The 23,520-nt window shown below is 64.4% G+C and carries 13 protein-coding genes and 1 pseudogene; 5 read left to right on the forward strand and 9 right to left on the reverse strand.

The window, feature by feature from the left end; all coding sequences use genetic code 11:
- Nucleotides 1-20 precede the first annotated feature (20 nt).
- The 4 genes and pseudogenes from PTE31013_RS00705 to PTE31013_RS00715 all read right to left on the reverse strand — a co-directional run bounded on the left by PTE31013_RS00705 (nucleotide 21) and on the right by PTE31013_RS00715 (nucleotide 6,683).
- Complete coding sequence (locus PTE31013_RS00705; RefSeq protein ID WP_484555851.1) at nucleotides 21-3,323, reverse strand: hemagglutinin repeat-containing protein; 3,303 nt, start codon at nucleotides 3,321-3,323, stop codon at nucleotides 21-23.
- A 24-nt stretch (nucleotides 3,324-3,347) separates the two neighbouring features.
- Nucleotides 3,348-4,304, reverse strand: a pseudogene (locus PTE31013_RS25415) (ShlB/FhaC/HecB family hemolysin secretion/activation protein); the annotation flags it as partial.
- Between the two features lie 607 nt (nucleotides 4,305-4,911).
- Nucleotides 4,912-5,265 (reverse strand): DUF3331 domain-containing protein, encoded by a 354-nt coding sequence (locus tag PTE31013_RS24690; RefSeq protein WP_174978384.1) that lies wholly within the window; start codon nucleotides 5,263-5,265, stop codon nucleotides 4,912-4,914.
- A 125-nt stretch (nucleotides 5,266-5,390) separates the two neighbouring features.
- Complete coding sequence (locus tag PTE31013_RS00715; protein WP_150610926.1) at nucleotides 5,391-6,683, reverse strand: NAD(P)/FAD-dependent oxidoreductase; 1,293 nt, start codon at nucleotides 6,681-6,683, stop codon at nucleotides 5,391-5,393.
- Between the two features lie 167 nt (nucleotides 6,684-6,850).
- Here PTE31013_RS00715 and PTE31013_RS00720 point away from each other — a divergent pair, with 167 nt between their 5' ends.
- Nucleotides 6,851-7,510 carry a TetR/AcrR family transcriptional regulator gene (locus tag PTE31013_RS00720; protein ID WP_150610927.1) on the forward strand — a complete coding sequence of 220 codons (660 nt, stop codon included), beginning with the start codon at nucleotides 6,851-6,853 and terminating at the stop codon, nucleotides 7,508-7,510.
- Between the two features lie 41 nt (nucleotides 7,511-7,551).
- The gene (locus PTE31013_RS00725; RefSeq protein WP_150610928.1) at nucleotides 7,552-8,784 is read left to right on the forward strand and encodes an NAD(P)/FAD-dependent oxidoreductase; all 1,233 of its coding nucleotides are present in this window, start codon (nucleotides 7,552-7,554) and stop codon (nucleotides 8,782-8,784) included.
- Between the two features lie 24 nt (nucleotides 8,785-8,808).
- Here the strand turns inward: PTE31013_RS00725 and PTE31013_RS00730 are convergent, their stop codons facing one another.
- Nucleotides 8,809-10,413, reverse strand: a complete 1,605-nt coding sequence (locus tag PTE31013_RS00730; protein WP_150610929.1) for an SH3 domain-containing C40 family peptidase — start codon at nucleotides 10,411-10,413, stop codon at nucleotides 8,809-8,811.
- A gap of 395 nt (nucleotides 10,414-10,808) precedes the next feature.
- Between PTE31013_RS00730 and uvrA the strand changes: the two genes are divergently transcribed.
- From uvrA to PTE31013_RS00745, 3 genes are all read left to right on the forward strand, one after another.
- A complete protein-coding gene (gene uvrA, locus PTE31013_RS00735; protein ID WP_150610930.1) occupies nucleotides 10,809-16,742 on the forward strand; it encodes an excinuclease ABC subunit UvrA in 5,934 nt (1,977 codons plus the stop codon).
- Between the two features lie 284 nt (nucleotides 16,743-17,026).
- Nucleotides 17,027-17,329: a DUF4148 domain-containing protein gene (locus PTE31013_RS00740; protein WP_150610931.1), complete on the forward strand. Its 303-nt coding sequence runs from the start codon at nucleotides 17,027-17,029 to the stop codon at nucleotides 17,327-17,329.
- 435 nt (nucleotides 17,330-17,764) lie between these two features.
- Nucleotides 17,765-18,616, forward strand: coding sequence for an undecaprenyl-diphosphate phosphatase (locus PTE31013_RS00745; protein WP_150610932.1), 852 nt, complete (start codon nucleotides 17,765-17,767; stop codon nucleotides 18,614-18,616).
- 200 nt (nucleotides 18,617-18,816) lie between these two features.
- Here the strand turns inward: PTE31013_RS00745 and PTE31013_RS00750 are convergent, their stop codons facing one another.
- From PTE31013_RS00750 to PTE31013_RS00765, 4 genes are all read right to left on the reverse strand, one after another.
- On the reverse strand, nucleotides 18,817-19,056 hold the full coding sequence (locus tag PTE31013_RS00750; protein WP_150610933.1) for a hypothetical protein: 240 nt from the start codon (nucleotides 19,054-19,056) through the stop codon (nucleotides 18,817-18,819).
- A 217-nt stretch (nucleotides 19,057-19,273) separates the two neighbouring features.
- A complete protein-coding gene (locus tag PTE31013_RS00755; RefSeq protein WP_150610934.1) occupies nucleotides 19,274-19,468 on the reverse strand; it encodes a hypothetical protein in 195 nt (64 codons plus the stop codon).
- Nucleotides 19,469-19,801: 333 nt separating this feature from the next.
- Nucleotides 19,802-21,079 carry a DUF445 domain-containing protein gene (locus PTE31013_RS00760; protein ID WP_150610935.1) on the reverse strand — a complete coding sequence of 426 codons (1,278 nt, stop codon included), beginning with the start codon at nucleotides 21,077-21,079 and terminating at the stop codon, nucleotides 19,802-19,804.
- A 96-nt stretch (nucleotides 21,080-21,175) separates the two neighbouring features.
- Nucleotides 21,176-23,356, reverse strand: a complete 2,181-nt coding sequence (locus tag PTE31013_RS00765; RefSeq protein WP_150610936.1) for a malate synthase G — start codon at nucleotides 23,354-23,356, stop codon at nucleotides 21,176-21,178.
- Between the last annotated feature and the right edge of the window lie 164 nt (nucleotides 23,357-23,520).

A 23,520-nucleotide genomic window follows, 5' to 3' on the forward strand; every position in this document is an offset into this window, starting at 1 on the left:
CCAATAATCAATCTAACCATTTATTTTTTTCCGGAATTTCTAGGGAAAACGACAGATTCCAATGTATCTTGCCCCATCCCGCCCAGCGTGGTACCGCTGACTACCCCGGTGTTATTGGGCCGGAACAGATTCCATCCGCTACCTGACCACGTGTCCGTTGCGACCCATGGCGAACTATTGAGCCCAGGCTTCAGGACGCTATTCGCTCCGTTTTCGGCGGCTTTGCCAATTCCGTAGCCGAAGCTCGCAAGAATCCCGCTACTCAAAGCAGATGCCGACACACTGTTGCTTTCGCCGTGCAAATAATTGTTGATAGTTGTAGTTATCGCTCCCCCTAATGCGTTGACCGTTATGTTCCGAACCAATCCTCCAGACGCCCCAGCTACGCCAGTTACATACGCCCCAGCCACGTCCACGGGATTGATGTCTCCGTTTTGAACATACTGCGAACCCGCATTGATGGTCGCGCTAATGACACCCGTGCCATTTGCCGATGCCGCTGCACTGGAGCCAAGTATCCCGCCCGTACTAAAAATCGGCGTTCCGGGCAATGCCACCATAGGGCCGCCTGTTGCTATCGTCGCCGCGCCGGCTGCCGCTCCAATCGTCCCCTTCGCATAGGCGTCTCGATACGCTTGTTCGCGGCTCATTGAATCCTTGATCGCTTGCCCTCCTGGCCTATTCATTCCAGTGCCGTTCGCATAGTGCTTCGCATACATTTCGACGTTCGCCCTCTGCTCCGGCGTCGCAAAAAACATATAGCCCGGCCCGCTGTCACCGTCAGCCGGCAACATGCCGTGTGCTTGCCTCAGAAAGTCACTCGCGCGTTGGTTCCAGGTGCCCGGCGTACCGCTCTGCACCTGCAAATTGGCCTGCATTGTCAGCTCGTCTCGCGCCTGTTCGGGCGTCAATCCATATTTCTTCGCATACGCCGATTCCCGGTCGTTAATCCATTGCTTCTCATCCGAATGCAACTGCCGATTAAACCGATCAGTATTGAACCCAGTAAACGCCCCGGAAGTCCCTCCCGCCACAGCGCCTACCGCAGTACCTACGCCCGTCGCCACAATCTGGCCCAATGCCCGATCGATATCGGCGTTGCCCGTCGGGTGAGCATCTCTGATCTCGTCGCTCAGGCCATTCAGCACCCTGCCAAGCTTCGACGTCAGCCCTGCGCCCAACGCACCCCCCAGCGCGTTGCCTCCCCCGAGTCCTGCCACAATCGCGCCGCCTGCCGCGTGCATCGTTGCGCGATAGTCACCGCCTTCGGACCAGTCTTTCGCCTCCTGCAAGTACTGCGCCTTTAACGCCGGATCATTCGTGCCGTCCGCGAGCTTTTCCGCTTCCTGCGCTTTCCTGTCCGCATACGTCCCGATGTCGCGTGCCACGGCCTCGCCCGCTGCCGTCGCGGCCGCCATCAAACGCGACTGGTCGTTGAGCAAATCCTGTAAATCAGGCGTGCGAGTTACCGTCCCATTCAAGTCAGCAGTATCGCGATTCAAACTCGCCAGATCCTGCGTCTGATTCGCCTCGTTGGTCAGCGTGATCGTGCCTTCGCTTACGCCGGTGCGCGTCGTGGCCCGCTCGCTACCGCTCTCCATTTGCGGCAACATCGGAGAAATCCCACCCGTGTTCTTGCCCGAGGTGTTCCCCGTCGTACGCTCGTTCGCGCCGCCATTGCCAACGGTGGCCCCGCCACCGACACCAAAACTGTTCGCGCTGTATTCCGAATGGTTCTCAATGTCGGAGAACGTCAACGTGCCTGTTGTCAGTTGATTCTTCGACGGATCGGCGGTGCTCGCAATGTAGGCACCTTTCAGATCGGTGTTACCCATAACGCCCACGTCAAACCCACCGTCGCCAGCCTGAATACCTGACTGCTCCTCCACGCCCGCATAGTTGCCGCTCGCATTGCCGCGCGCATAGCTCGCGCTTCCCGACGCGCCTCCCATGCTGAGATTCACGCCACCGCCCATGCTCTGCTGATGTGCGGAACTCTCGCTCGTATCCTGCACGCTGGCGATGTTCAGATCGCCGCCCACGCGCGCAATGACCTTGTCGGCGTTCACATTCCCGCCAACGATGTTGGTATCGCCACCGCTCACAATCACGACGGTGTTGCTCGCATTAACGTGGGAGTTGTTCTGGAATGTCGAATCCGAGTTCGCGTCGCCGCTGGACTTCGAGAACGATGCCGACACGCCCCATCCGCTCGTGCCATACGACACCCCAACGCTTCCGCTCGTCGACTCGCTCTCGCTACGCGACGATTCGGTGTCGGTGCTATGGCTCAGGTTGACCTGATTATTGGCTTGCAGGAGAACGTCTTTCGCATCCACGTTCGAACCGATGATGTTGACGTTGCCATTTCCCGAAGCCTCGTCACCGGTCGCGATGAACGCCGCCGTGCCACCGGCCTTGATGTTGCTCGACACGTTCTGCGTGCTGTCGGACGAAGACGTCGACTTGCTGCTCGACGACCCCCAACTCAACTCGACTTTCGCTTCAGGTTTTCCGCCGCCGGAGAGCGCGTCGAGCGCACCTTTGCCTTGGCCCAACGCACCAACGGCTCCGCTGGCCGCCGCATAACCTCGCAAGGCCGAAACGCGCGCATCGCCGCCGGAATCGGCTGCAGCACGCGTCTGATTCGCGACGTTCTGTATCGCATCGATCACCGGTGCCTTGACCGCCAAGGTGAAGCCAGAACTCGTCATCTCGTGCGTCTCGTCGTGATGCTGTCGATTGACTGCCGACTCGACCGTGACGTTTCGCCCGATACCCGTCACATTCCCTCCGGCGACGACGTCGCTGCCTCGCACGAGAAGATCGTTGCCCGCCACCATGCTGACGTTACCGTTCACGCTGCCGATAAGGCTTCCCGTCTGCGTCACGCTGCTGTCATTGGTCCGGTCACGCTGCTCGTTATTCCCGTATGAGATACCCACCCCTCCGGACGAACCGAACCCCGATCGCTTCTCTTCTCGGAACGTGCGACTCTCGCTCACGTTCTCCGTTGATTCAATACGCAAGTCGTGACCAGCCTGGAGGGCAACGTCTTTGGTACCGACAATCGTGCTCCCGCGTACGCTCATGTCCTTGCCGGCCGCCACCGCCACGCTATCCGCTGAGATCACGCTACCGTTGGCGACGGCGTTCTTCGTGTCGGTCGTGCTCACCGTCGTCGTGCTGCTCAGAAATCCACCGCTGCTGTCTTCCTGTCGGCTGTGAAACTCGTGCGTCTCGGTCACCTCACCGATAGTCACGTCACCCGCCGCCACCAGCGTCGCGACTCCCTTCTCCAGCGCGATACCGCTGCCGAGCACGTTGATGTCCTTGCCCGAGACAATGGTGAGCGTTGCGCTCCAGTAGCCCCACGGAATCGCGTAGCTGCCATGCCAGCCGCGCGAGCCCAGATCGTGGTCCTTGAACAGCAGGTCCTGCGTCCCCCCGACATTGAAGATGTCGTTCAAGCCGAGCGGATTGTACAAACCGGCCGAGAGGCTGCCTTGCAGTTGGCCCGTCGCACGGGCCCCGGCGTTGTCCACAGACGCCACGATGGTCCAGGGCTTGGTGCGCTTTACGTCGAGCACGACGTCGCTCTGGCCCGGCAGGTTGGCCGGCACGATCTGCATCGAGACGTCCTGGTTTGACACCCGCTTCATCTGCTCGAGACCCTGCTCGAGATCGCGCAGGTCCAGCAACTCGCCGTCGCGCGTCGGAAAGGCGCTCTTCCAAGTGCCCCGCAGCGCCGGATCGGCAAAGCGCACTTGATGAATAACGCCGGGGATCAACGCGAATCGGAGCGTACCGCTCGCGAGATCCTGTTCAGGCAGCAGCACGCGGGTTGTGATGTAGCCACGACTCAAGACGACGCGTTGCAAGCCTTTGACGAGCGCGTCCAGTCCCTGCTTGCCCACGCAGGCGCCCGCATAGCGCCCCACCCATTCCCGGGCGAATGTGAATCGGTCCAGCGGCGGCGTGCCGGCTGCCGTAGCCCCCACGGTCTGTGGCGAGGCTGTGGGGATGTCAAAGACGAATGTGTCGATCCGAAAGCAAGGGGTCTCGTTCGGCAGGTCAGGCCAGTCCGGTGCATCTTCACGCGTCGATCGGACGGATGGCGCGTTGACGGCCGCCTCGCGTTGTTGCACTTCGCGCTGTTGTTGAATCTGCTGGTCTTGTTCGGCGCCCGCGCGGGCGGCGGCGGCCTTGTCGGCGGGCGTTGCTGTGGACGTTTGCTGCGCCTGCGCCGTCATTGCGAACAGCGTACAGGCGAGCAACACGACTTTCGTTTGGGTGATCGGCATCAGGGCTTTGCGGTGAATCCAGGGTGCGCATTGAGCGGAATACGGTCGAACGAGTCGATAGCCATCAACGGCTGCCACCCGGACAACGCGCAATCGACCTACGCAGCGTGGGGCGATAGCGGCGACGCCAGAGTGGAATGTCACTGAGCGTGACGAGGGGGGCGTTGAAACGTCGCTGTCATCGCGCCTGGACGGCGGTGGATCAGCGAAGAAACGTTAGCAAGCCTAAGGTTTAAGTCGCGGACAGACTTCTTGTTCCTGGCCGGATCTTTTCGAGTCTGGATGCAGAGAACGCCCCCGGGGTCCGTCGGTCGTCAACGACCCTTGACGGGGTCAGGCGGCACCTGCGCTCGACCGAGCAAGGCAGGAATGAGAGGGAGAATGCAGGGAGCGCGGGGGAATGAAAGGTGGGTGTCGCGCGGTTCGCCGGGAAGCGAAACTCCGCTGCGCGCGGAGCGTTATACGAAGGGAACGGGTGTTCGCCGGCTGGGACGAATCAAGGATTGGGTGTCAACCCCGTGGCGTGCGTGCGAACACGCTTGGTGGGACCACGGACGCCTCGCCAAACACCCCGGCGGCAGATCCGCACGGGGTGTCGGTCGCGGTGTTATGCCGGTTCCAGTTCGTGGCGACTGGCTTCACGCATGGCACGAATGGACTCGGCCGAGATCATGGCGTCGGCATTGAGCGGCGGCACATCGCCGAACAGCGGCCGGTAGACGAAGTCGCCCACGTCGATTGTCTCGCCCGTCAACGCGCAAACGCCCGGGTGATTGGCCCGGCGAATGCGCCAGATCTGCGCCCCGTAGTTGCCGCCCGTGGCGTCGTTCCACGACACGGTGATCGTCAGTTCGCTGGAGACCTCCAGGACGCGGACGATGGGCGCGCGTCGTGTGTACGGAATGACCGGCCGGCATACGACCGGCTTGGCATCGAGCATCGCCACGGTGTGCTGCCACACGCGCTGGTCGCGCAGCGCGGCGCGTGACGTGCGCGAAGTCCGTGACGTCGATGACGCCGAGGACGTGCAGGAATCGCGGTGAGTGCCGCTTCGGTTGGGGCAAGGGGTTCGGTCGCTTCGCATGGTCAGGCCAGCCAGGTGCGCGGCCCGCGAAGGCCGCCGAGTTTTTCCGCGCCCAACAGCACGGTCGCGCGGGCGAACCCGTGCAGCGCATGCTGATGGCGCCGGTACAACATGGCGTGGCTCCATTGCGCAAAACGTCCGCGCACGATGCCACCTTTGAAAAATCCGAATCGGCCAAGGGCGCCAGTCGCGTTGTATTCGGCGAGCGATACCAACGCGCCCGGATCCCGGTAGACGAACGGCGGAATCGCGCGACCCTCAAGCCACGCGCCAAGATGGCGGCCGAGATGCGCGGCCTGCTGCGTGGCCACCTGGGCCGTCGGCGGCAGCGGACATTCGCGCTTCGCCGGCGTAAGCGACGCACAGTCGCCGAGCGCAAAGATGCGCTCGTCCTGCGCCGTCTGCAACGTCGCGCGCACCACGATCTGGTTGGCATCGTTGGTCACGAGTCCACCGATGCCCCGCAAGACGTCCGGCGCTTTCACGCCGGCCGCCCACACCAGCAGATCGCCAGGAATCAATTGACCGTCGTCGCGATAGAAACCGTCGCGGTCAGCGCACACGATGCGGGTGTCCGTCAGTACGCGAAAGCCCAGGTGCTCAAGTCGCGCCTGCGTCGATGCAGACACCTCCGGCGGAAATGCGCCGAGCACACGCGGGCCGCGCTCGACGAGCGTGAGCTTCAGCCGCTCGCCAATGCGCGGATCACCATATCCGGCCGCCAGCGCGAACGTGTGACTGAGCTCGGCAGCCAACTCCACGCCCGTGGCGCCGCCACCGGCGATCACAACACGCAGCGCGTCGTCGTTCACGACACTGCGCAGCGATTCACCTCGCAAAGCCGCATGAAACGCTTCGGCCTGCGGCTGACTGTCGATGAAATGGCAAACGTCGCGCACGCCGGGCAGGCAGGCATCGTCGGCCTGCGAGCCGAGCGCCAGTACCAGCGCGTCGTAAGGCACGCGACGCTCGCCCAACAGACGCGAGCCGTCGGGCGCGTCCATTTCGCCCAGCACAATCTCCCGACGCGTTCGATCCAGCCCGCACATGCGCCCCGCCTGATACGTAAAGCCATGGCTGCACGCATGGGCGAGATACGTCACCTGTGTGTGTGTGACATCACGCGTGCCTGCCGCCACGGTGTGCAGCATCGGCTTCCACAGATGGGTGGGATGACTGTCGACCAGCGTCACGCGCGCAACGCCCGCGAGGCCGAGCGTATGGCCCAGACGCGTCGCCAGCTTGAGGCCGGCGATACCGCCACCGACAATCACGATTCGGTTTGCGCGAGACATTTTGGAGGAAATGCCAAATTCAACAAGTGATGAATAAGCGCATAATAGCGAGCATGGCCCCGGCGTGTCAAATGCGTGTCAAATAGCAATTGCCTGGGCAGGCAAGGGCGTTCGGGTCGGGTAGACTTGGCGCATTGCTGTCGTGCATTCGCTCCACCCATCGTTCAATGACACTCACCAAAGCCGTCTCGCCAGTCGATCCGCCCCGCAAACGCACCCGGGGGCGTCCCACGTGCAACTGCACGCATGGTGCCGATGCGTTGCTGCTCAACGCCCGACGCATCTTCGCGCAGCGCGGTTTCTATGCGAGCAGCGTGCGGCAGATCGCAGAGGCGTCCGGGGTCGACGCCGCCCTGATTTCGCACCACTTCGGCTCGAAGGAGGCATTGTGGGTTGCCGTGGTCGATCAGATCGCAACGCTCACGAGCTCGTTGATCGAGCAGACATTGGCGCTGCGACACGCGCCGTTGGAACCTGCCGAGCGTGTCGAGCAGGCAGTCCGGGTGTTCGTGGAGATGGTGTTTGAAAACCCGGACGTCGGCATGTTCTTCTCGACGGCCGCAACCGAAGAAGGCGAACGGCTCGATATCATTATGCAGCGCCTGGTGCGTCCGTATCGCGACGCGATGGTGCCCCTCGTGGGCGACTGGCTCGCGTCGCACAATCGCCCCGTTGAGGACGCCGACGTCATGTTCTTCATGCTCACGTCGGCCATCAGCAAGACGGTGTCTTATCGCCACATGATGGGACCGTTCCTGCCCCCCGAAGGCATGGCTGATCTCAAGCGCACCGTGCTCGACTGCGCGATGGCGCTGATCCGGCAGTGATCCACCGACGCAGGCGGCACGCGAGCGTTGTATAAGACACCATGACCTTCGACACATTAGTGCTGGGTGCCGGTATCGTCGGCGTGTCGGTCGCCGTGCATTTGCAGCGGCGCGGCATGTCGGTCGCCCTGGTGGACCGCAAGCCGCCCGGCAACGAAACCTCATTCGGCAACGCCGGGCTGATCCAACGCGAAGGCGTGTATCCGTACGCGTTTCCCCGAGACCTCGGCACGCTGCTGCGCTACGCCGGCAACCGCTCGACCGATGTGCGCTATCACCCGTCGGCCATGGCGACATTGGCACCCTTCCTCGCACGCTACTGGTATCACTCGGCGCCCAAGCGGCACGCGGAGATCGCGCGTCGCTACAGCACGCTCATCGCGCATTGCGTGACGGAGCACCGCGACCTGATTGCGGCGTCCGGTGCCCAGGCGTTGTTGCGCGACGGCGGTTGGGTCAAGGTGTTCCGCTCGGCGTCGGCGATGGATGCGGCGCAACGCGACGCCGAGCGTTGGCAGCGCGAGTACGGCGTGCCGTTCGAGCGGCTCGACGCGCCGCGCCTGCGCGACGACGAGCCTGCGCTCACGCACGCGCTCGTGGGCGGATTGCGCTACACGGCATCGGATTCCGTGAGCGATCCGGGGGCGCTGGTGGAGGCTTACGCGCGCTACTTCGAATCGCTGGGCGGACGCCTGTTCATCGGCGATGCCACGACGTTGCAGCCGCAATGGTCGGTGCAGACCCAGACGGGCCGCATCGAGGCGCGACGCGCGGTGGTCGCGCTCGGACCGTGGGCGGACACGTTGACGCGGGCGCTCGGCTACCGTCTGCCGCTCGCGGTCAAGCGCGGCTATCACATGCATTACCGCGCGCAGCCGGGCGCCCGGCTGAACCAGCCGGTGCTCGACGCCGAATACGGCTATCTCATCACACCGATGACACGCGGCATCCGACTGACCACGGGCGTGGAACTCGGCCTGCGCGACACACCGCCTACGCCGGTGCAACTGGCCGCCGTGGAGCCGCTCGCGCGTGCGACATTCCCGCTTGGCGAGCGGGTGGATGCCGAGCCGTGGCTCGGCCGTCGTCCCTGCACGCCGGACATGATGCCGATCATCGGCCCCGCGCCCCGTCATCGGGATCTGTGGTTCGCGTTCGGTCACGCGCACCACGGTCTCACGCTTGGGCCGGTCACGGGCCGCCTGATCGCCGAAATGATGACGGGCGAGACGCCGGTCGTCGATCCCACGCCCTTTGGCGCCCAGCGGTTCTGATCGACATCCGGGCCGGCCAGCGCTTTATTGCGGCATCTCGTCCGGGGTATCCGTGCTCGGTAAGCGCGCGGCGTCTCCGTTTGCCGACGTCTCGCCGCCGATCACGCTGATCTCGAACAGCGACTTGCCCGCGAGCGAGCGCGCTTCGGGATCTTCAGGATAGGTCTTGAGCAACGGCAGGATCACCGAGCCGCCAATGACATTGCGACGGCTGTTATCCGCCGGCGACAGCCCCCACACGTTCTGATACGTCATGGGCACGCTTTCGCCGTCGTGCTGCGCATTGCCCAGGTACAGCATGATGTGTCCGTTGATATGGATCAGCGTCATCAGCGGACGGCCGCGCTCCGCCAGCGTGCGCAGCCGGGTGTCGATATCCGCGGCGCGCAGGTCGGTGCGCACGCCGGCGCGCAACTGATCCGACGAATGGCGCGGCAGCCACACGCCGAAGGGGGCGAAGAGACTGCGCGTCTCGGCCGAGCAGTCGTTGTAGAACAGCGTGTTGCCCCAGCCGTACGGACGCCCGATCAGTTCCTTTATCACCTGCGCCATGTGACGCGGCGTGAGCGTCCATGGCATCGGCACCAGGGTCGAGGTGTCGAGCGCGGTCGTGCGAATGTGCGCCTGACGCCGAAGGTCGGCCACGGGGAACATCGCTGCCGGGTGCCCATCGCGCAGCATCATCGGCAGCACCGTGCCGATCGGTGCAAATGTTCGGTAAATGGGCGCGGCCGTGCCGGGCGGTGTGTCGGCCAATGGCACGTCTGCACGCACGATGGCGCCGAGGCTGCGCTGTGCCGCGTCACGCCACGTCGCGACGAAATGCGCGTCGACCGCCGCCACCGTGCGGGCGTCGACCCAACCGATCAGATCGGGCGAATAGACAAGCAACCACGCGCCGTCAACACTGCGGGCAAGCGTGTAGACCGGCGTGCCGGGACGCAGCGCGGAGTCCTGCAAGGCATCGAACGGATAGCCTTCGCCGGCCCGATGGAAATCGTAGAAGGCCGGATCCTGGGTGGGGAGCTGGCGGACCAGCGCGTTATCGACGGTGATGCCTCGACGGCGCGGATCGTATTGCCCGCCGGCCGGATCGGCGTCGAGTTGCGCCAGCGCCATGTTGGCTTCGATGGCCCGGATCCACGACGACGTGTGCGCGTGGAAGTTCTCGCCATAGGTCTTGCGGACACCGGGCACGCCGTTATCGAAGCTTCTGACGTGCCGCCCCTGCGAATCGGCAATCTGCTGCACACCGGCGGCGTTCAGCAGCGATGTCGCCAGCCATGTGCCGTTCCATGGCGATGGATCGCGCGGCGCGGTGCCAAAGTAGCGTGCGCGGAAGGCCTCGAAACGGCGCGTCTGCTCCTGTGTGGAGAGCAGCGGCCGATCGTAGCCGGGCGCGTCGGGCCGGATCCAGTGATCGACGTCCTGGTCGTAATGCTCGATGGGGAAGCGGCTGATGTTGTAGCGCGTCGCGGTGGCGGTCGCCGCCGGCGCGGACGCCGTGGGCGGTTGCGGCGCGCCAGCACATGCGGCGAGCACGACGAGCGGTAGCAGCGACGTCAGGCGGGCAAGGCGGGTAATGGGGCGCCGAGGGGCGCCCGAGGCATTGCTTCGCGTGGTATGCATGACGTGCGTGGCGGACGAAGTGGTGAACGAAGTCGCTGACGAAGTAGTGGACGAAGTGGCATGCAGGATGACCCCCCGCGCCGCAAGGAGGGCACCCATGTTGTGCGACAGAGCGTCCGGATGCCGTCATGCTACTCCATCGTCATGGGGGCGAAATCAAGACATGCGGCCAGACGTGCGGCAATACGTGTGGCAATACGCCCGGCGAGGCACGGCGGTGCGTTCGGGTGTGGCGTGAATGCTGTACAAATATACAGTACAATCGCGTCAAGCCGAGCGATGCGTCGATGCTGTCAGCGACTGTCGTATCGGCCTGATACAGTAGTCCCCCCGAGGCGCGCACGCGCGCTGTCAGACGTCACGCTGTTCATCGTCAACCTTGCGGCCCTGATCCAGTGGATACCTCATCCCCGAAACCCGACCCGTCGTCCAGCCACGCCATTCGTATTCGTGGTGCCCGTCAGCACAACCTCAAGAATCTCGACGTCGATCTCCAGACCGGTGAGATGACCGTCGTGACCGGCCCGTCCGGTTCCGGCAAGTCGAGCCTGGTCTTCGATACGCTGTTCGCCGAAGGCCAGCGCCGCTATGTCGAGACCTTCAGTGCTTACGCCCGCCAGTTTCTCGACCGCATGGATCGTCCGCAGGTCGATCACGTGGAAGGCGTGCCGCCGGCCATCGCCATCGATCAGACCAACCCTGTGCGCAGCTCGCGCTCGACGGTCGGCACGATGACCGAACTCAACGATCACCTCAAGCTGCTGTTCGCCCGCGCGGCGGCGCTGTTCGATCGCGAGACCGCGCAGCCGGTGCGCCACGACACCCCTGAAACGATCTACGCTGACCTGATGGCGCGCACCGCGCAGGGCGATCCGCGCCTGGTCGTCACGTTCCCGGTCGAATTGCCGGGCAGTGTCACGGCCGACGAGGTCGAGCAATGGCTCTCGGCATCGGGCTACACGCGCGTGCAGGCCGAGCGCGAGGTCGCGTCGGCCGACGGCATGCGCAAGATGCTCGATGTCGTCGCCGACCGGTTCCGCTTGCAGAACACCGAGAAGGTGCGCGCGATGGAAGCCATCGAGGCGTCGCTCAAGCGCGGTCGCGGTCGTGTGAACGTCTACGTGCTGGCCGACGAGGGCGAGCCCGACATCTGGCGTTATTCGCAGGATCTGCACTGCCCGGACAGCGACCTGCATTACGCCGATCCGCAGCCGGCGCTCTTCTCGTTCAACTCCGCCTATGGCGCGTGCGAAGCCTGTCGCGGGTTCGGACGCGTGATCGGCGTCGACCTCGGTCTGGTGATCCCGGACGAGCGCAAGACGCTGCGCGGTGGCGCGGTCAAGACCATCCAGACCCCCGCGTGGAAAGAGATCCAGGCCGACCTGCTTGAGTACGCGGGCAAGGCGGGCATCCCGCGCGACACGCCCTGGTCGAAGCTCTCGCCCGAGCATCGCGAATGGGTTATCGAAGGCGATCCCGACTGGAAGGGCGAGTGGAACAAGCAGTGGTACGGCATCCGCCGCTTCTTCGGCTACCTGGAGTCGAAGGCGTACAAGATGCACATTCGCGTGCTGCTTTCGAAGTACCGCAGCTACACGACATGCGAGACCTGCGGCGGCGCTCGCCTGAAGACGGAGGGCCTGCTGTGGCGGCTTGGCTCGAAGGAGAACGCCGACGCCGTTTTGCCGCCCGCGCAGCGCTTCATGCCACGTGGCGTGGCGTGGTCGCGCGAGTCGCTCGAAGCGTTGCCGGGCCTCACCATGCACGACCTGATGCTCATGCCGATCTCGCGCGTGCGTCAGTTCTTCGATTCGCTCACGTTGCCGTCGAGCCTGCTCGACGACGCCCTCAAGCTATTGCAGGAAGAGGTGGGCACGCGGCTGAAGTATCTGTGTGACGTCGGCATCGGCTACCTCACACTCGACCGTCAAAGCCGCACGCTCTCGGGCGGTGAAGTGCAGCGTATCAATCTGACGACGGCGCTCGGCACGTCGCTCGTCAACACACTCTTCGTGCTCGACGAGCCGAGCATTGGCCTGCATCCGCGCGACATGGACCGTATCGTCGCCGCGATGCACCGCCTGCGTGACGCGGGCAATACGCTGGTGGTGGTCGAACACGATCCGGCGGTGATGCTGGCCGCTGACCGCGTGATCGACATGGGGCCGGGGCCGGGCGAGCGCGGCGGCCAGATCGTCTTCGACGGCACGCCCGACGAAGTGCGTCATGCCGATACGCTGACCGGCAGCTACCTCGGTGGGCGCAAGCACGTGGCGAACGCGTCGAACTGGCGCGCGCGTCCGGTCGACACCACGACGCCGCGTCTCACGTTGACCGGCGCCCGCGAACACAACCTCAAGAGCGTCAGCGTCGAGATTCCGCTCGGACGGCTCGTGTGCGTGACGGGCGTGTCCGGTTCCGGCAAATCGACGCTGGTGCAGGACATCCTCAACCCGGCGCTTGCGCGTCACTTCGGCGACCCGACCGAAGCCCCGGGCGCCTACAACGAACTCGTCGGCGCCGAACAACTGTCGGGCGTGGTGTTCGTCGACCAGTCGCCTATCGGCAAGACCGCGCGTTCGAACCCGGCGAGCTACGTCGGCGCGTTCGACGAGATTCGCAAGCTGTTCGCGGCCGTACCGTCGGCGCTGCAGCGCGGCTACAACGCCAGTACGTTCAGTTTCAACTCCGGCAACGGGCGCTGCCCGACGTGCGGCGGCTCGGGCTTCGAGCACGTGGAAATGCAGTTCCTGAGCGACGTGTACCTGCGTTGCCCCGACTGCGACGGCAAGCGCTATCGTGCCGAGGTCCTCGACGTGAAGATTCAGCGCGCCGTGCCCGGTGAGGCGATGCGCGAGTTGAGTGTGTCCGATGTGCTCGAGTTGACCGTCAACGAGGCGGTGAAGCTGTTCTCGTCGGATCGCGACGTGCTGCGCGTCTTGCAGCCGATCGTCGACGTGGGTCTCGAATACGTCAAGCTCGGTCAGCCCGTGCCCACGCTCTCGGGCGGCGAAGCCCAGCGCTTGAAGCTCGCGGGGTTCCTGGCGGAGGCGGCGCAGAAGAAGACGGCGAGCGGGCAGAAGGTGGCGCATCGCGGCCGGCTCTTCATCTTCGACGAGCCGACGACAGGGCTGCATTTCGACGACATCGCCAAGCTCATGCGCGCGTTCGCCAAGCTGCTCGACCGCGGCAACTCGTTGCTCGTCATCGAACACAATCTCGATGTGGTGCGCGCGGCCGACTGGATCATCGACCTCGGGCCGGAAGGCGGCGAGGGCGGCGGTGAGGTGCTGTGCGCGGGCACGCTCGCGCAGGTGGTCGCCTGCGACGGATCGCACACCGGACGCGCCCTGGCCGACTACGAACGCAACATCGTGGCGCCCGGCCGATCCGCGGCGGTGGCCAGTGCCGTCGGCGATCCGGGCATGCCGCTGCAAACCGCCTTGCGTGCGGCACGCGTACCGCGCAAGCCGGCCGGTGGCGACGAGATTCGTATCGTCAACGCGCGCGAGCACAACCTGAAGGCGCTCGATGTCGCGATTCCGCGCGGCAAGTTCAGTGTGATTACCGGCGTCTCGGGATCGGGCAAGTCGACGCTGGCGTTCGACATCCTTTTCAACGAAGGGCAGCGCCGCTATCTCGAATCGCTCAATGCCTATGCGCGATCCATCGTGCAACCGGCCGGGCGTCCGGAGGTGGACGCCGTCTATGGCATTCCGCCGACGGTCGCCATCGAGCAGCGCCTCTCGCGCGGGGGGCGCAAGAGCACCGTGGCGACGACGACCGAAGTCTGGCACTTCCTGCGTCTGCTGTACGTCAAGCTCGGCATTCAGCACTGCATTCACGACGGCGCGCCCGTCACGGCGCAAAGCCCGGATTCCATCGTCGCGCAATTGATGCGCGATCGGCGCGGCCAGCATGTGGGGCTGCTCGCGCCGCTGGTCGTGGGCCGCAAGGGCATTTATACCGATCTGGCGAAGTGGGCCAAGGCGCGCGGGCATTCGCATCTGCGTGTCGACGGCGTCTTCCTGTCCGTCGACCCGTGGCCGAAGCTCGACCGCTTCCGCGAGCACACCATCGAACTGCCGGTGGGCGACGTGATCGTCACGCCGGAGAACGAAGGCGTGCTGCGCACGCTGCTGGCGATGTCGCTCGAGCAAGGCAAGGGCGTGATGCATCTGCTCGCGCCGCTCGACGGTCTTGGCGAGACCATGGACGACGAACACCCGGGTGAAGGCGTGGGCCAGATCGAGGTGTTCTCGGTCAAGCGCGCATGCCCGGTGTGCGGCACGAGCTATCCGGATCTCGATCCGCGCATGTTCTCGTTCAACAGCAAGCATGGCTGGTGCCAGACGTGCGTGGGCACAGGCGTGGCACTCACGCGCGAGCAGCGCGAAGCGTTCGACGACACCGTGCTCAGCCAGGACAACCGGGGACGCGAGCACGCGTTGCCGTCGGAAGCGCAGGAGCCCGAAGGCGTGGGGGATCAACCGTGCCCGACGTGTCACGGGGCGCGGCTCAATGGCGTCGCGCGCGCGGTAACGTTCGACGATCACGCGATCTCCGACGTCGCGCAGTGGACCGTGACGGACGTCCGCGTGTGGATCGAAGCGCTCGAATTGCGCGGTCGCGAGGCGAGCATCGCGCGCGACCTGATCAGTGAGATCCAGGGGCGACTGGCGTTTCTGGAGGAGGTCGGGCTCGGCTATCTCACGCTCGATCGCGCGGCACCGACGTTGTCGGGCGGCGAGTCGCAGCGCATTCGCCTGGCGGCGCAGCTCGGCAGCAATCTGCAAGGCGTTTGCTACGTGCTCGATGAGCCGACCATCGGCCTGCACCCGCGCGACAACGGCATTCTGCTCGGCGCGTTGCGCAAGCTGGGGGACCAGGGCAACACACTGGTGGTGGTCGAGCACGACGAAGATACGATTCGCCGCGCGGATCACATCATCGATATCGGTCCCGGCGCCGGCAAACGGGGCGGCACGCTGGTCGCGCAGGGCAGCGTGGCCGATCTGGCGTCGCACCCCGAGTCGTTGACCGGCAAGTTCCTGGCACATCCGTTGCAGCACCCGATTCATCCGCGCCGCGAGGTGGTTGTGCCCGCGAAGGGTGTCGAGGCAGTGCCGCCGAATTGGCTGACGGTGCACGGGGCGACGCTCCACAATCTGAAGCATGTGACGGCGTCGTTGCCCTTGGCGAGGCTCACGGCGATTACCGGCGTTTCGGGGTCGGGCAAATCGACGCTTGCGCGCGACGTGCTGATGACGAACCTGCTCGACGCGGTGGGACGTTCGGTGCTGTCGTCACCCGCCGAGCGACGCGCCCGCAAGGGTACGGTGCGTCACGCCGTGAAGGTTGACGGCAAGCCGCGTGCGACGTCGGCGGCACCCGCTGCGCCACGCAGTCCTGTGGTGCACGCGTGGCACGGTTGTGCGTCGGTGACCGGGTGGGAAGCGATCGACCGCGTGCTCGAAGTCGATCAGACGCCCATCGGCAAGACACCGCGCTCGTGCCCGGCCACGTACATCGGCTTCTGGGACACGATTCGACGCTTGTTTGCCGACACGCTCGAAGCTCGCGCCCGCGGTTATGCGGCGTCGCGCTTCTCGTTCAATACCGGTCACGGCCGTTGCCCGGCGTGCGAGGGGCAGGGGGTGCGCACCATCGGCATGAGCTTCCTCGCCGACGTGAAGGTCCTGTGTGACGTCTGTCACGGTCAGCGTTTCAATGCCGAGACGCTGGCCGTCACGTGGCGGGGCAAGAGCATTGGCGACGTGCTGACGATGGAGGTCGACGAAGCCGTCGAGTTCTTCGCGTCGATGCCGAGCATCGCGCATCCGCTGCAACTGATGCAGGACGTCGGTCTTGGCTATCTCACGCTGGGGCAGCCGTCGCCGACGTTGTCGGGGGGCGAGGCGCAGCGCATCAAGCTCGTGACGGAGTTGACCAAGGTGCGCGACGACATCACGCGTCGCGGGCAGAAGCCGCCGCACACGCTGTATGTACTCGACGAGCCCACGGTCGGCCTTCATATGGCGGATGTGGCGCGCCTGATCCATGTGCTGCACCGGCTGGTGAACGGCGGGCATACCGTCGTCGTCATCGAGCACAACCTCGATGTGATTGCCGAGGCGGACTGGATCGTCGACATGGGGCCGGAGGGCGGCAAGGACGGCGGAACGGTCGTGGCCGCGACATCGCCCGATGCGCTGGCACGGGTCGCGGCGAGCCACACGGGCATTGCGCTCAAGCCGGTGCTTGCGCAAACGGTGGCGCCGGCGGGTGCCTTGACAGCGCTGTCGGAGGCCGCCGCTACGTCGAGGTAGCAGGCCGATCGGCGGGCGGATAGTCGCGAGTCGGTCACGGGTTCGCGATTCGCGCGCGAAGATATGAAATGCGGGACGCCTGATGGCGTCCCGTTTTCATTTTCCGCATAGGTGTGCGCTGGACTTCAGTGGGTGGGATCGCTCAATTTCGGCCCTATTATTTCACATTCAGCAATTTATAATAATAAATTACGGTGTTTATTGCTTACGTCGATACTAATAGACTGCAGTTGTCGACGATGAATTGAACATCGCCGCGTTTCAAACAGACAGGAGAAAACACCATGAAGCGCACACTTATTACCTCTGCCCTGGTTTCCGCAATCTTGGCCGTGTCGGCCGGTTCGGCCTTTGCCAGCGATGCTTTCGACGGCCCGTCGGAATTCTCGTGGGTGCCGCAAACCAGCATGCTGACCCGCGCCCAGGTCGGACAAGAACTGGCGCAAGCCCAGCAAGCCGGCCTGTTGCAACAACATGATTCGGTGTATCCGAAGTCGATCGCCAAGGCGGGCGGTGCGGCAGCTGCCGTGATCCCGGCTTCGATCGGAAACTTCGCGCTTGCCGGCAGCACGTACTTCGGTAGTTGATTCGCTTCACCCATCGCGGTACTGGCGGCACCTCCCGTGAGCCAGCGCCTGCGCGGCGCGTTGCGACTCCGGGTCGGCGCCTCCGATCACAAATCGGCCACTTCACGTGGCCGATTTTGTTTTGTGCGCCCTCGTTTCCCTTTCCGATTTCCGCTTTGCGATGCGCCACGGCCTGTGGGCAAATCTGTCGATAACCCTGTGGGTAAGCTGTGGTATGCCTGTGACCAAGCTGTGGATTTCCGGTGGGCAAGTCGAACCCCACGGATCCAAGGCGCCCGTTAGATGGGGGCCGCATGCGCACTTCGCGGCACTTTTGTTGGAGTATCATGCGCGGCAGCCGGTTGCGGGCAGGCAATCGGCGCCGCCGTCATGTGATTGTCATGAAAACGTCATGCGCCCGGCGTAGGCTCCTTGCCCATTTCACAGGGATTTCGCATGGATTATCTGCAAGTGCTCGTGCTCGCGATTGTGCAGGGCGTGGCGGAGCTGCTTCCCGTGTCGAGTTCGGCACACGTCATCATGGCCGAGAAGCTGATGGGCCTCGACCCTTCGGCGCCCGCCATGACGTTGTTGCTCGTCATGCTGCACACCGGCACGATGCTCGCCGTCATCGTCTATTTCTGGGCGTCGTGGCGCGAGCGATATTTCTCGTCGAAGCACGATTTCATGCATAACGCGAAGCAAGTCGTCATCGCGACGGGTTTCACGGGCGTGATCGGGCTGGCCTTGATGCTGTTCATCGAGAAGGTCTTGATGCGTGGCTCGGAACACGCCGAGATCGAGCACCTGTTCGGCAATCTGTACATCATCTCCGGCGGCCTCGCGATGGCGGGCATCCTGATCCTGATGTCGGGCAGCAAGCGCCCGCCGATGGGCGATCGTCCGTTGCGCGGCGCCGATTCCGCCTGGATCGGCGCGGTGCAGGGTTTGTGCCTGCCGTTCCGGGGTTTCTCGCGCTCGGGGTCGACCATCTCGACAGGGATGCTGCGCGGGCTCGACAAGATCCGTGTCGAGGAATTCAGCTTCGCGCTTGCGGTGGTGCTCACGCCGCCGGTGATCGCCAAGGAGGCTTACCGCCTGTACAAGTCGGGCGGCGCGCAAACGTTTTCCGGCCATTACATGACGGTGCTCGCGCCGAGCCTCGTCGGCATGGTATTCAGCTTTCTCGCGGGTCTGGTGGCGCTGCGCTGGCTGTCGCGCTGGCTCGAACACGGCCGCTGGTACCTGTTCGGGATCTACTGCCTCGTGGCGTCCGGCATCGTGCTGGCAGCGAGCCAATATCTGTAAGGTGATGCCGCGCGAGGGCGGCCTGTCAGGCGCAGCCCTCGCAGCGCTTGCAAAGGTATTCGATGGCGATATCGCCAGCGCGATGATCGCCGCCGGACTCGACGGTCCGCGTGGACGCAACTTCATTAGTGCCACGGCCTGATCGTCGGGAACCCGGCAGGCCGGCGGATGACGCCCGGCCCGCCGTTTTTTTGCGCGGCTTACTGACCGAAGTAGATCGAACCGGCGCGATTCACGCGGCCCGGGACTTCATAAACCGGGGCAACCGTCGTCGTTTGCGCGGCGGCAGCCACCGCACGCGGCTGGGCTTGCGTTTGCACCTGCGCTTTCGTCTGGATTTGCTGCGGTTGGGCGGCCGGTTGGGTATTCTCGGCGGCGCTTGCGACACCTGCGCTCAACAGCGCGGCAGCGAAGGCCGAAGCGATAAGACGTGGCTTCATTATCATTTCTCCTGTCTGGCGAGACGTCCACCGTGGGCGTCGTCATTGCCGCCAATCTACGCGCACGCAGCGAGGAGAAAAATCTGCTCCCTGAGAAGGGAGTATTGCTGGAATTGAAATAATCAAACGTCGACAAGCGCGATTCATCACGCAGGGCAGCGCGCCTGGACGATACGCGCCGAGGTCTTGCCGTCAGTGCCGATCGGCGTCGATGGACTCAGCGACGCGTCACGTGAACTTGCTGACGGCGCGTACGCGCGGCACGACTGCGCAAATACGAGGCGGTGAGCAGCGAGGCACTCGCCAGCAGAAGGAAAGAACCGAGGGCAGCCATGGCATTGCTCCTGTACGCGCCGACGTCGTCCGCGGTGCGGTGCACCTTGCGAGCCACGAAGCCGGCTGACTTCATCATGTTGTCACTTTACTGCTGGCGCACTTCGCAATAAACCCCGTCAGATCAAACAAACTGTTACGCGCCGCGACATTTCCCGCTAAATCAGGGCGCAATATGCGTCGGCGGCGCGTCCGCTCTTCGTTCCAACGGAATTACACCATTGATTTTCAACGGTTTTTCGGAGTCGAGCGGCCGGTTGTGCTTCGTGCCCGCCGCGTTGCGAAAAAACCACGGGTTTTCCCTAGGATTCGCCCGCGTCAACGTGGCGGACAGCGCGACGCAGCAAAGGCGGCGGCCGGTCAAGCCCGGTCGAGCGATCAGGCGTTCTACCCAAGCCGATGGCGATGTGCGTCAGTGGCCGCGCGCGAGCAGCACAGGCGCCTGGGCAATCAGATAAAGCACAGCGCCAATCAGTCCGCCAACGAGTGTGCCGTTGATGCGGATGTATTGCAGGTCCTGCCCGACGCTCAGGCGGATCTGCTGTGACAGATGTTCGGCATTCCAGCCATGCACCGTTGCGCGGATGTGCTCCGTCACGAAGTCGGAAAAACCGGGCGCCATGCGCTCGGCCGCATCCAGTAACTGCGCGTCGAGCGCCTTTCGCAGCGACTCGCTTCGCGCAAGCTCCTGCCCCATCCACGCCGCCGCACCGATAATCCTGGCGCCGATCACCGAGTCGTCGCGCGCGAGATCGCGTTTCACCCAGCTTCGCCACTCGTTCCACAGTCCGCTGACATACGCGTTCAACGCGGTGTCGCCCTTGAGTTGGGTTTTGAAGGCGTCGAGCTTTGCCTGAAAGTCGGCATCATGCTTGAGGCGCTCGATCAACCCGGCCACTGCGCGATCGAACGCCTGCCGCAGTTGGTGCGATTCGTCAGCTTCCATCTGCGCCAGCAGGCGTGTGACGGCCGCCGAAATCATGTCCGAGCCCTTGTTGCCGATCCACTCCGATGGCAGCACCTTCTCTTTCTTCGGATGATCGCTCTTGAGCCAGTCGACGATGCGCGCCGAGATGAATTCGCGTGTCTGTGGTTCGTTCAGGAGTTCGACGAGGTAGTCGAGCGTCTCGTCGAGCAGTGCTTGATGCCGGCCGTCGCGCGTGAGCGTGTCGAGAATGGCGGCCGCCGATTGCGACAGGTCGAGCCGATCGATCATCGTGTCGAGCGCGCGCCGGATGAAGACTTGCACGTTGCGCTCGTCCATCACATCGAGGACGCCGCTGGCGACTTTGACCAGCACCGCGCTCAACTGGCGCGTGTTCTCGTACGAGCCGAGCCAGTGCGTGACGGCATCGGCCGGATTCTGCTGACGGATGAGCCGAACGACCGAGGGGGTGTCGAGAAATTTCTCGCGCACGAAACGCGCGAGGCCGTCGCCAAGGGCGTCTTTCTTGCGAATCAGGATGTTCGTATGCCTCGCGAGCCCCGGAATCGGAATGCGCCGGAACAGCGCTTCGACCGCGAACCAGTCCGCCAGTCCGCCGACCATCGCGGCTTCGGCCGCCGCCCGGATCCAGCCCGTGACGAAGTGCTCCGGCAGGAAGAGCGTGGCGACAAAGATCGCCAACGCGGCCAGAAGAAACGACAGGGCGCGACGCTCGGCGCGTTGCAGGGCAAGGGCGGGGTCCATGCGCAGCCGACTCCTGAAAATACAAGGACGCCCGACAGGTTACCCCGTCGGGCGTCCAATGATAAGCCTCGGACCGGTCGACTTATCGGCGAGCGGTTACCCGCGTTGCTTCGCCTTCAGTTCGAGACGGTACTTGTGCAGCAGCGGCTCGGTGTAGCCGCTGGGCTGCGTCAGACCTTCGAACACCAGGGCGCTGGCTGCCTGGAACGCCAGCGAGTCGTCGAAGTTCGGCGCCATCGGACGATAGTGCGCGTCGCCCGCGTTCTGTTTGTCGACCACGGCGGCCATGCGCTTGAAGGTCTCTTCGACCTGCTCGCGCGTGACGACGCCATGACGTAGCCAGTTCGCCAGGTGCTGGCTCGAAATGCGCAGCGTGGCGCGGTCTTCCATCAGGCCGACGTCGTTGATGTCCGGCACCTTCGAGCAACCCACGCCCTGATCGATCCAGCGAACGACGTACCCCAGAATGCCCTGCGCGTTGTTCTCGATCTCCTTGCGGATCTCGTCGGCAGACCATTCGGCCTTGGCCACGACCGGCACCGTCAGCAGGCCCGTGAGCAGCGTGTCGCGCTCCTTCGCGTAGTCGATCTTCTCGAGTTCCTGCTGGACGGCCTGTACGTCGACCATGTGATAGTGCAAGGCGTGCAGCGTGGCGGCGGTCGGCGACGGCACCCACGCGGTGTTCGCACCGGCCTTCGGATGCGCGATCTTCTGCTCGAGCATGGCTTGCATCAGGTCCGGCATGGCCCACATGCCCTTGCCGATCTGCGCGCGGCCACGCAGGCCGGCGGCCAGACCCACGAGCACGTTGCTCTTCTCGTAGGCCGTGATCCAGGCCGACGACTTCATGTCGCCCTTGCGCATCATCGGACCGGCTTCCATCGCGGTGTGCATCTCGTCGCCCGTACGATCGAGGAAGCCCGTGTTGATGAATGCGACGCGCGACGCGGCGGCGGCGATACAGGCCGAGAGGTTCACGCTCGTGCGGCGCTCTTCGTCCATGATGCCCATCTTGAGCGTGTTGCGCGGCAGGTCATACAGCGCTTCGATGCGCCCGAACAGTTCATCGGCGAAGGCCACTTCGGCCGGACCGTGCATCTTGGGCTTGACGATGTAGATCGAGCCGGTGCGCGAGTTCAGTCGATGCTTGCGGTCATGCAGCGAGGCGAGCACGGTGACTACGCCGTCGAGAATGCCTTCCGGAATCTCGCGGCCATCGCGATCGGTGATCGCCGGGTTGGTCATCAGGTGACCGACGTTGCGGATGAACAGCAGCGAGCGGCCGTGCAGCGTCACGGGCTGGCCGTTGGCGCCGGTGTATTCACGGTCGGCGTTCAGGCGGCGCGTGAATGTCTTGCCGCCCTTCTCCACGGCTTCCGTCAGCGTGCCTTGCATCAGGCCGAGCCAGTTGCGATACAGGTCGACCTTGTCGTCGGCGTCCACGGCCGCGACCGAGTCTTCGCAGTCGATGATGGTCGTGATGGCGGCTTCGACGAGCACGTCCTTGATGTGCGCCGCGTCGGTCTTGCCGATCGGGTGGCTGGCATCGAACTGGATCTCGAAGTGCAGGCCGTGGTGCTTGAGCAGCACGGCCGTCGGCGCAGCCGCGTCGCCTTGGTGGCCGACGAACAGGGCGGGCGTCGCCAGGCCCGTCTCACCCGTCTTCGTCGTGACGACGAGCTTGCCGCTCTCGACGCGGTAGCCGGTGGCGTCCTTGTGCGAGCCGTTGGCCAGCGGTGCGGCCTGATCGAGGAAGCCGCGCGCGAAGGCAATCACGCGTTCGCCACGCTTCGGGTTGTAGCCGGCGCCCTTCTCCGCGCCGTCCGTTTCGGGGATGGCGTCGGTGCCGTAGAGCGCGTCGTACAGGCTGCCCCAGCGCGCGTTGGCGGCGTTCAGGGCGTAGCGGGCGTTGGAGAGCGGCACCACCAATTGCGGGCCGGCTTGCTCGGCGATCTCATGGTCGACGTCGGCCGTGGTGGCCTTCACGCTGGCCGGCGCGGGCAGCAGGTAACCGATCTTTTCGAGGAACGCGCGGTAGGCCGCGGCGTCGGCAATGGGGCCCGGGTTGGCGCGATGCCAGGTGTCGAGCTCGCCTTGCAGGCGCTCACGCTCGGCAAGCAGGGCGCGGTTCTTCGGGGCGAGGTCATGGACGATGGCGTCGAGGCCTTTCCAGAATGCATCGACATCGACGCCGGTGCCCGGCAGGGCTTCCTTTTCGATGAACGCGATCAGGTTGTCTGCGACCGTCAGGCCGCCACGCTGGGAAGTGGAAGTCATGATGCTGTACTCGAGTTTGAAAACCAGGTTGACGCGATTTCGTCTGACGACCTGGCCGAGACGCGCACGCGGTTGGCGCGCGTTTGACGGCCGGGTTGTCGACGATAAGGGGCAGTCTTATATAAGACCTTGAGTGTAATCCTTCTCTGGCCACTCGGAAACCC

It is taken from the genome of Pandoraea terrigena (genome assembly GCF_902459705.1).
GTDB classification, from domain to species: Bacteria; Pseudomonadota; Gammaproteobacteria; order Burkholderiales; family Burkholderiaceae; genus Pandoraea; species Pandoraea terrigena.

Excerpts from the sequence above, each read along its gene's own strand:
- PTE31013_RS00715 (WP_150610926.1), bottom strand. The coding sequence starts at position 6,683 with ATGTCTCGCGCAAACCGAATCGTGATTGTCGGTGGCGGTATCGCCGGC.
- PTE31013_RS00720 (WP_150610927.1), top strand. The coding sequence starts at position 6,851 with ATGACACTCACCAAAGCCGTCTCGCCAGTCGATCCGCCCCGCAAACGC.
- PTE31013_RS00725 (WP_150610928.1), top strand. The coding sequence starts at position 7,552 with ATGACCTTCGACACATTAGTGCTGGGTGCCGGTATCGTCGGCGTGTCG.
- PTE31013_RS00730 (WP_150610929.1), bottom strand. The coding sequence starts at position 10,413 with ATGCATACCACGCGAAGCAATGCCTCGGGCGCCCCTCGGCGCCCCATT.
- PTE31013_RS00740 (WP_150610931.1), top strand. The coding sequence starts at position 17,027 with ATGAAGCGCACACTTATTACCTCTGCCCTGGTTTCCGCAATCTTGGCC.
- PTE31013_RS00745 (WP_150610932.1), top strand. The coding sequence starts at position 17,765 with ATGGATTATCTGCAAGTGCTCGTGCTCGCGATTGTGCAGGGCGTGGCG.
- PTE31013_RS00750 (WP_150610933.1), bottom strand. The coding sequence starts at position 19,056 with ATGAAGCCACGTCTTATCGCTTCGGCCTTCGCTGCCGCGCTGTTGAGC.
- PTE31013_RS00755 (WP_150610934.1), bottom strand. The coding sequence starts at position 19,468 with ATGATGAAGTCAGCCGGCTTCGTGGCTCGCAAGGTGCACCGCACCGCG.
- PTE31013_RS00760 (WP_150610935.1), bottom strand. The coding sequence starts at position 21,079 with ATGGACCCCGCCCTTGCCCTGCAACGCGCCGAGCGTCGCGCCCTGTCG.
- PTE31013_RS00765 (WP_150610936.1), bottom strand. The coding sequence starts at position 23,356 with ATGACTTCCACTTCCCAGCGTGGCGGCCTGACGGTCGCAGACAACCTG.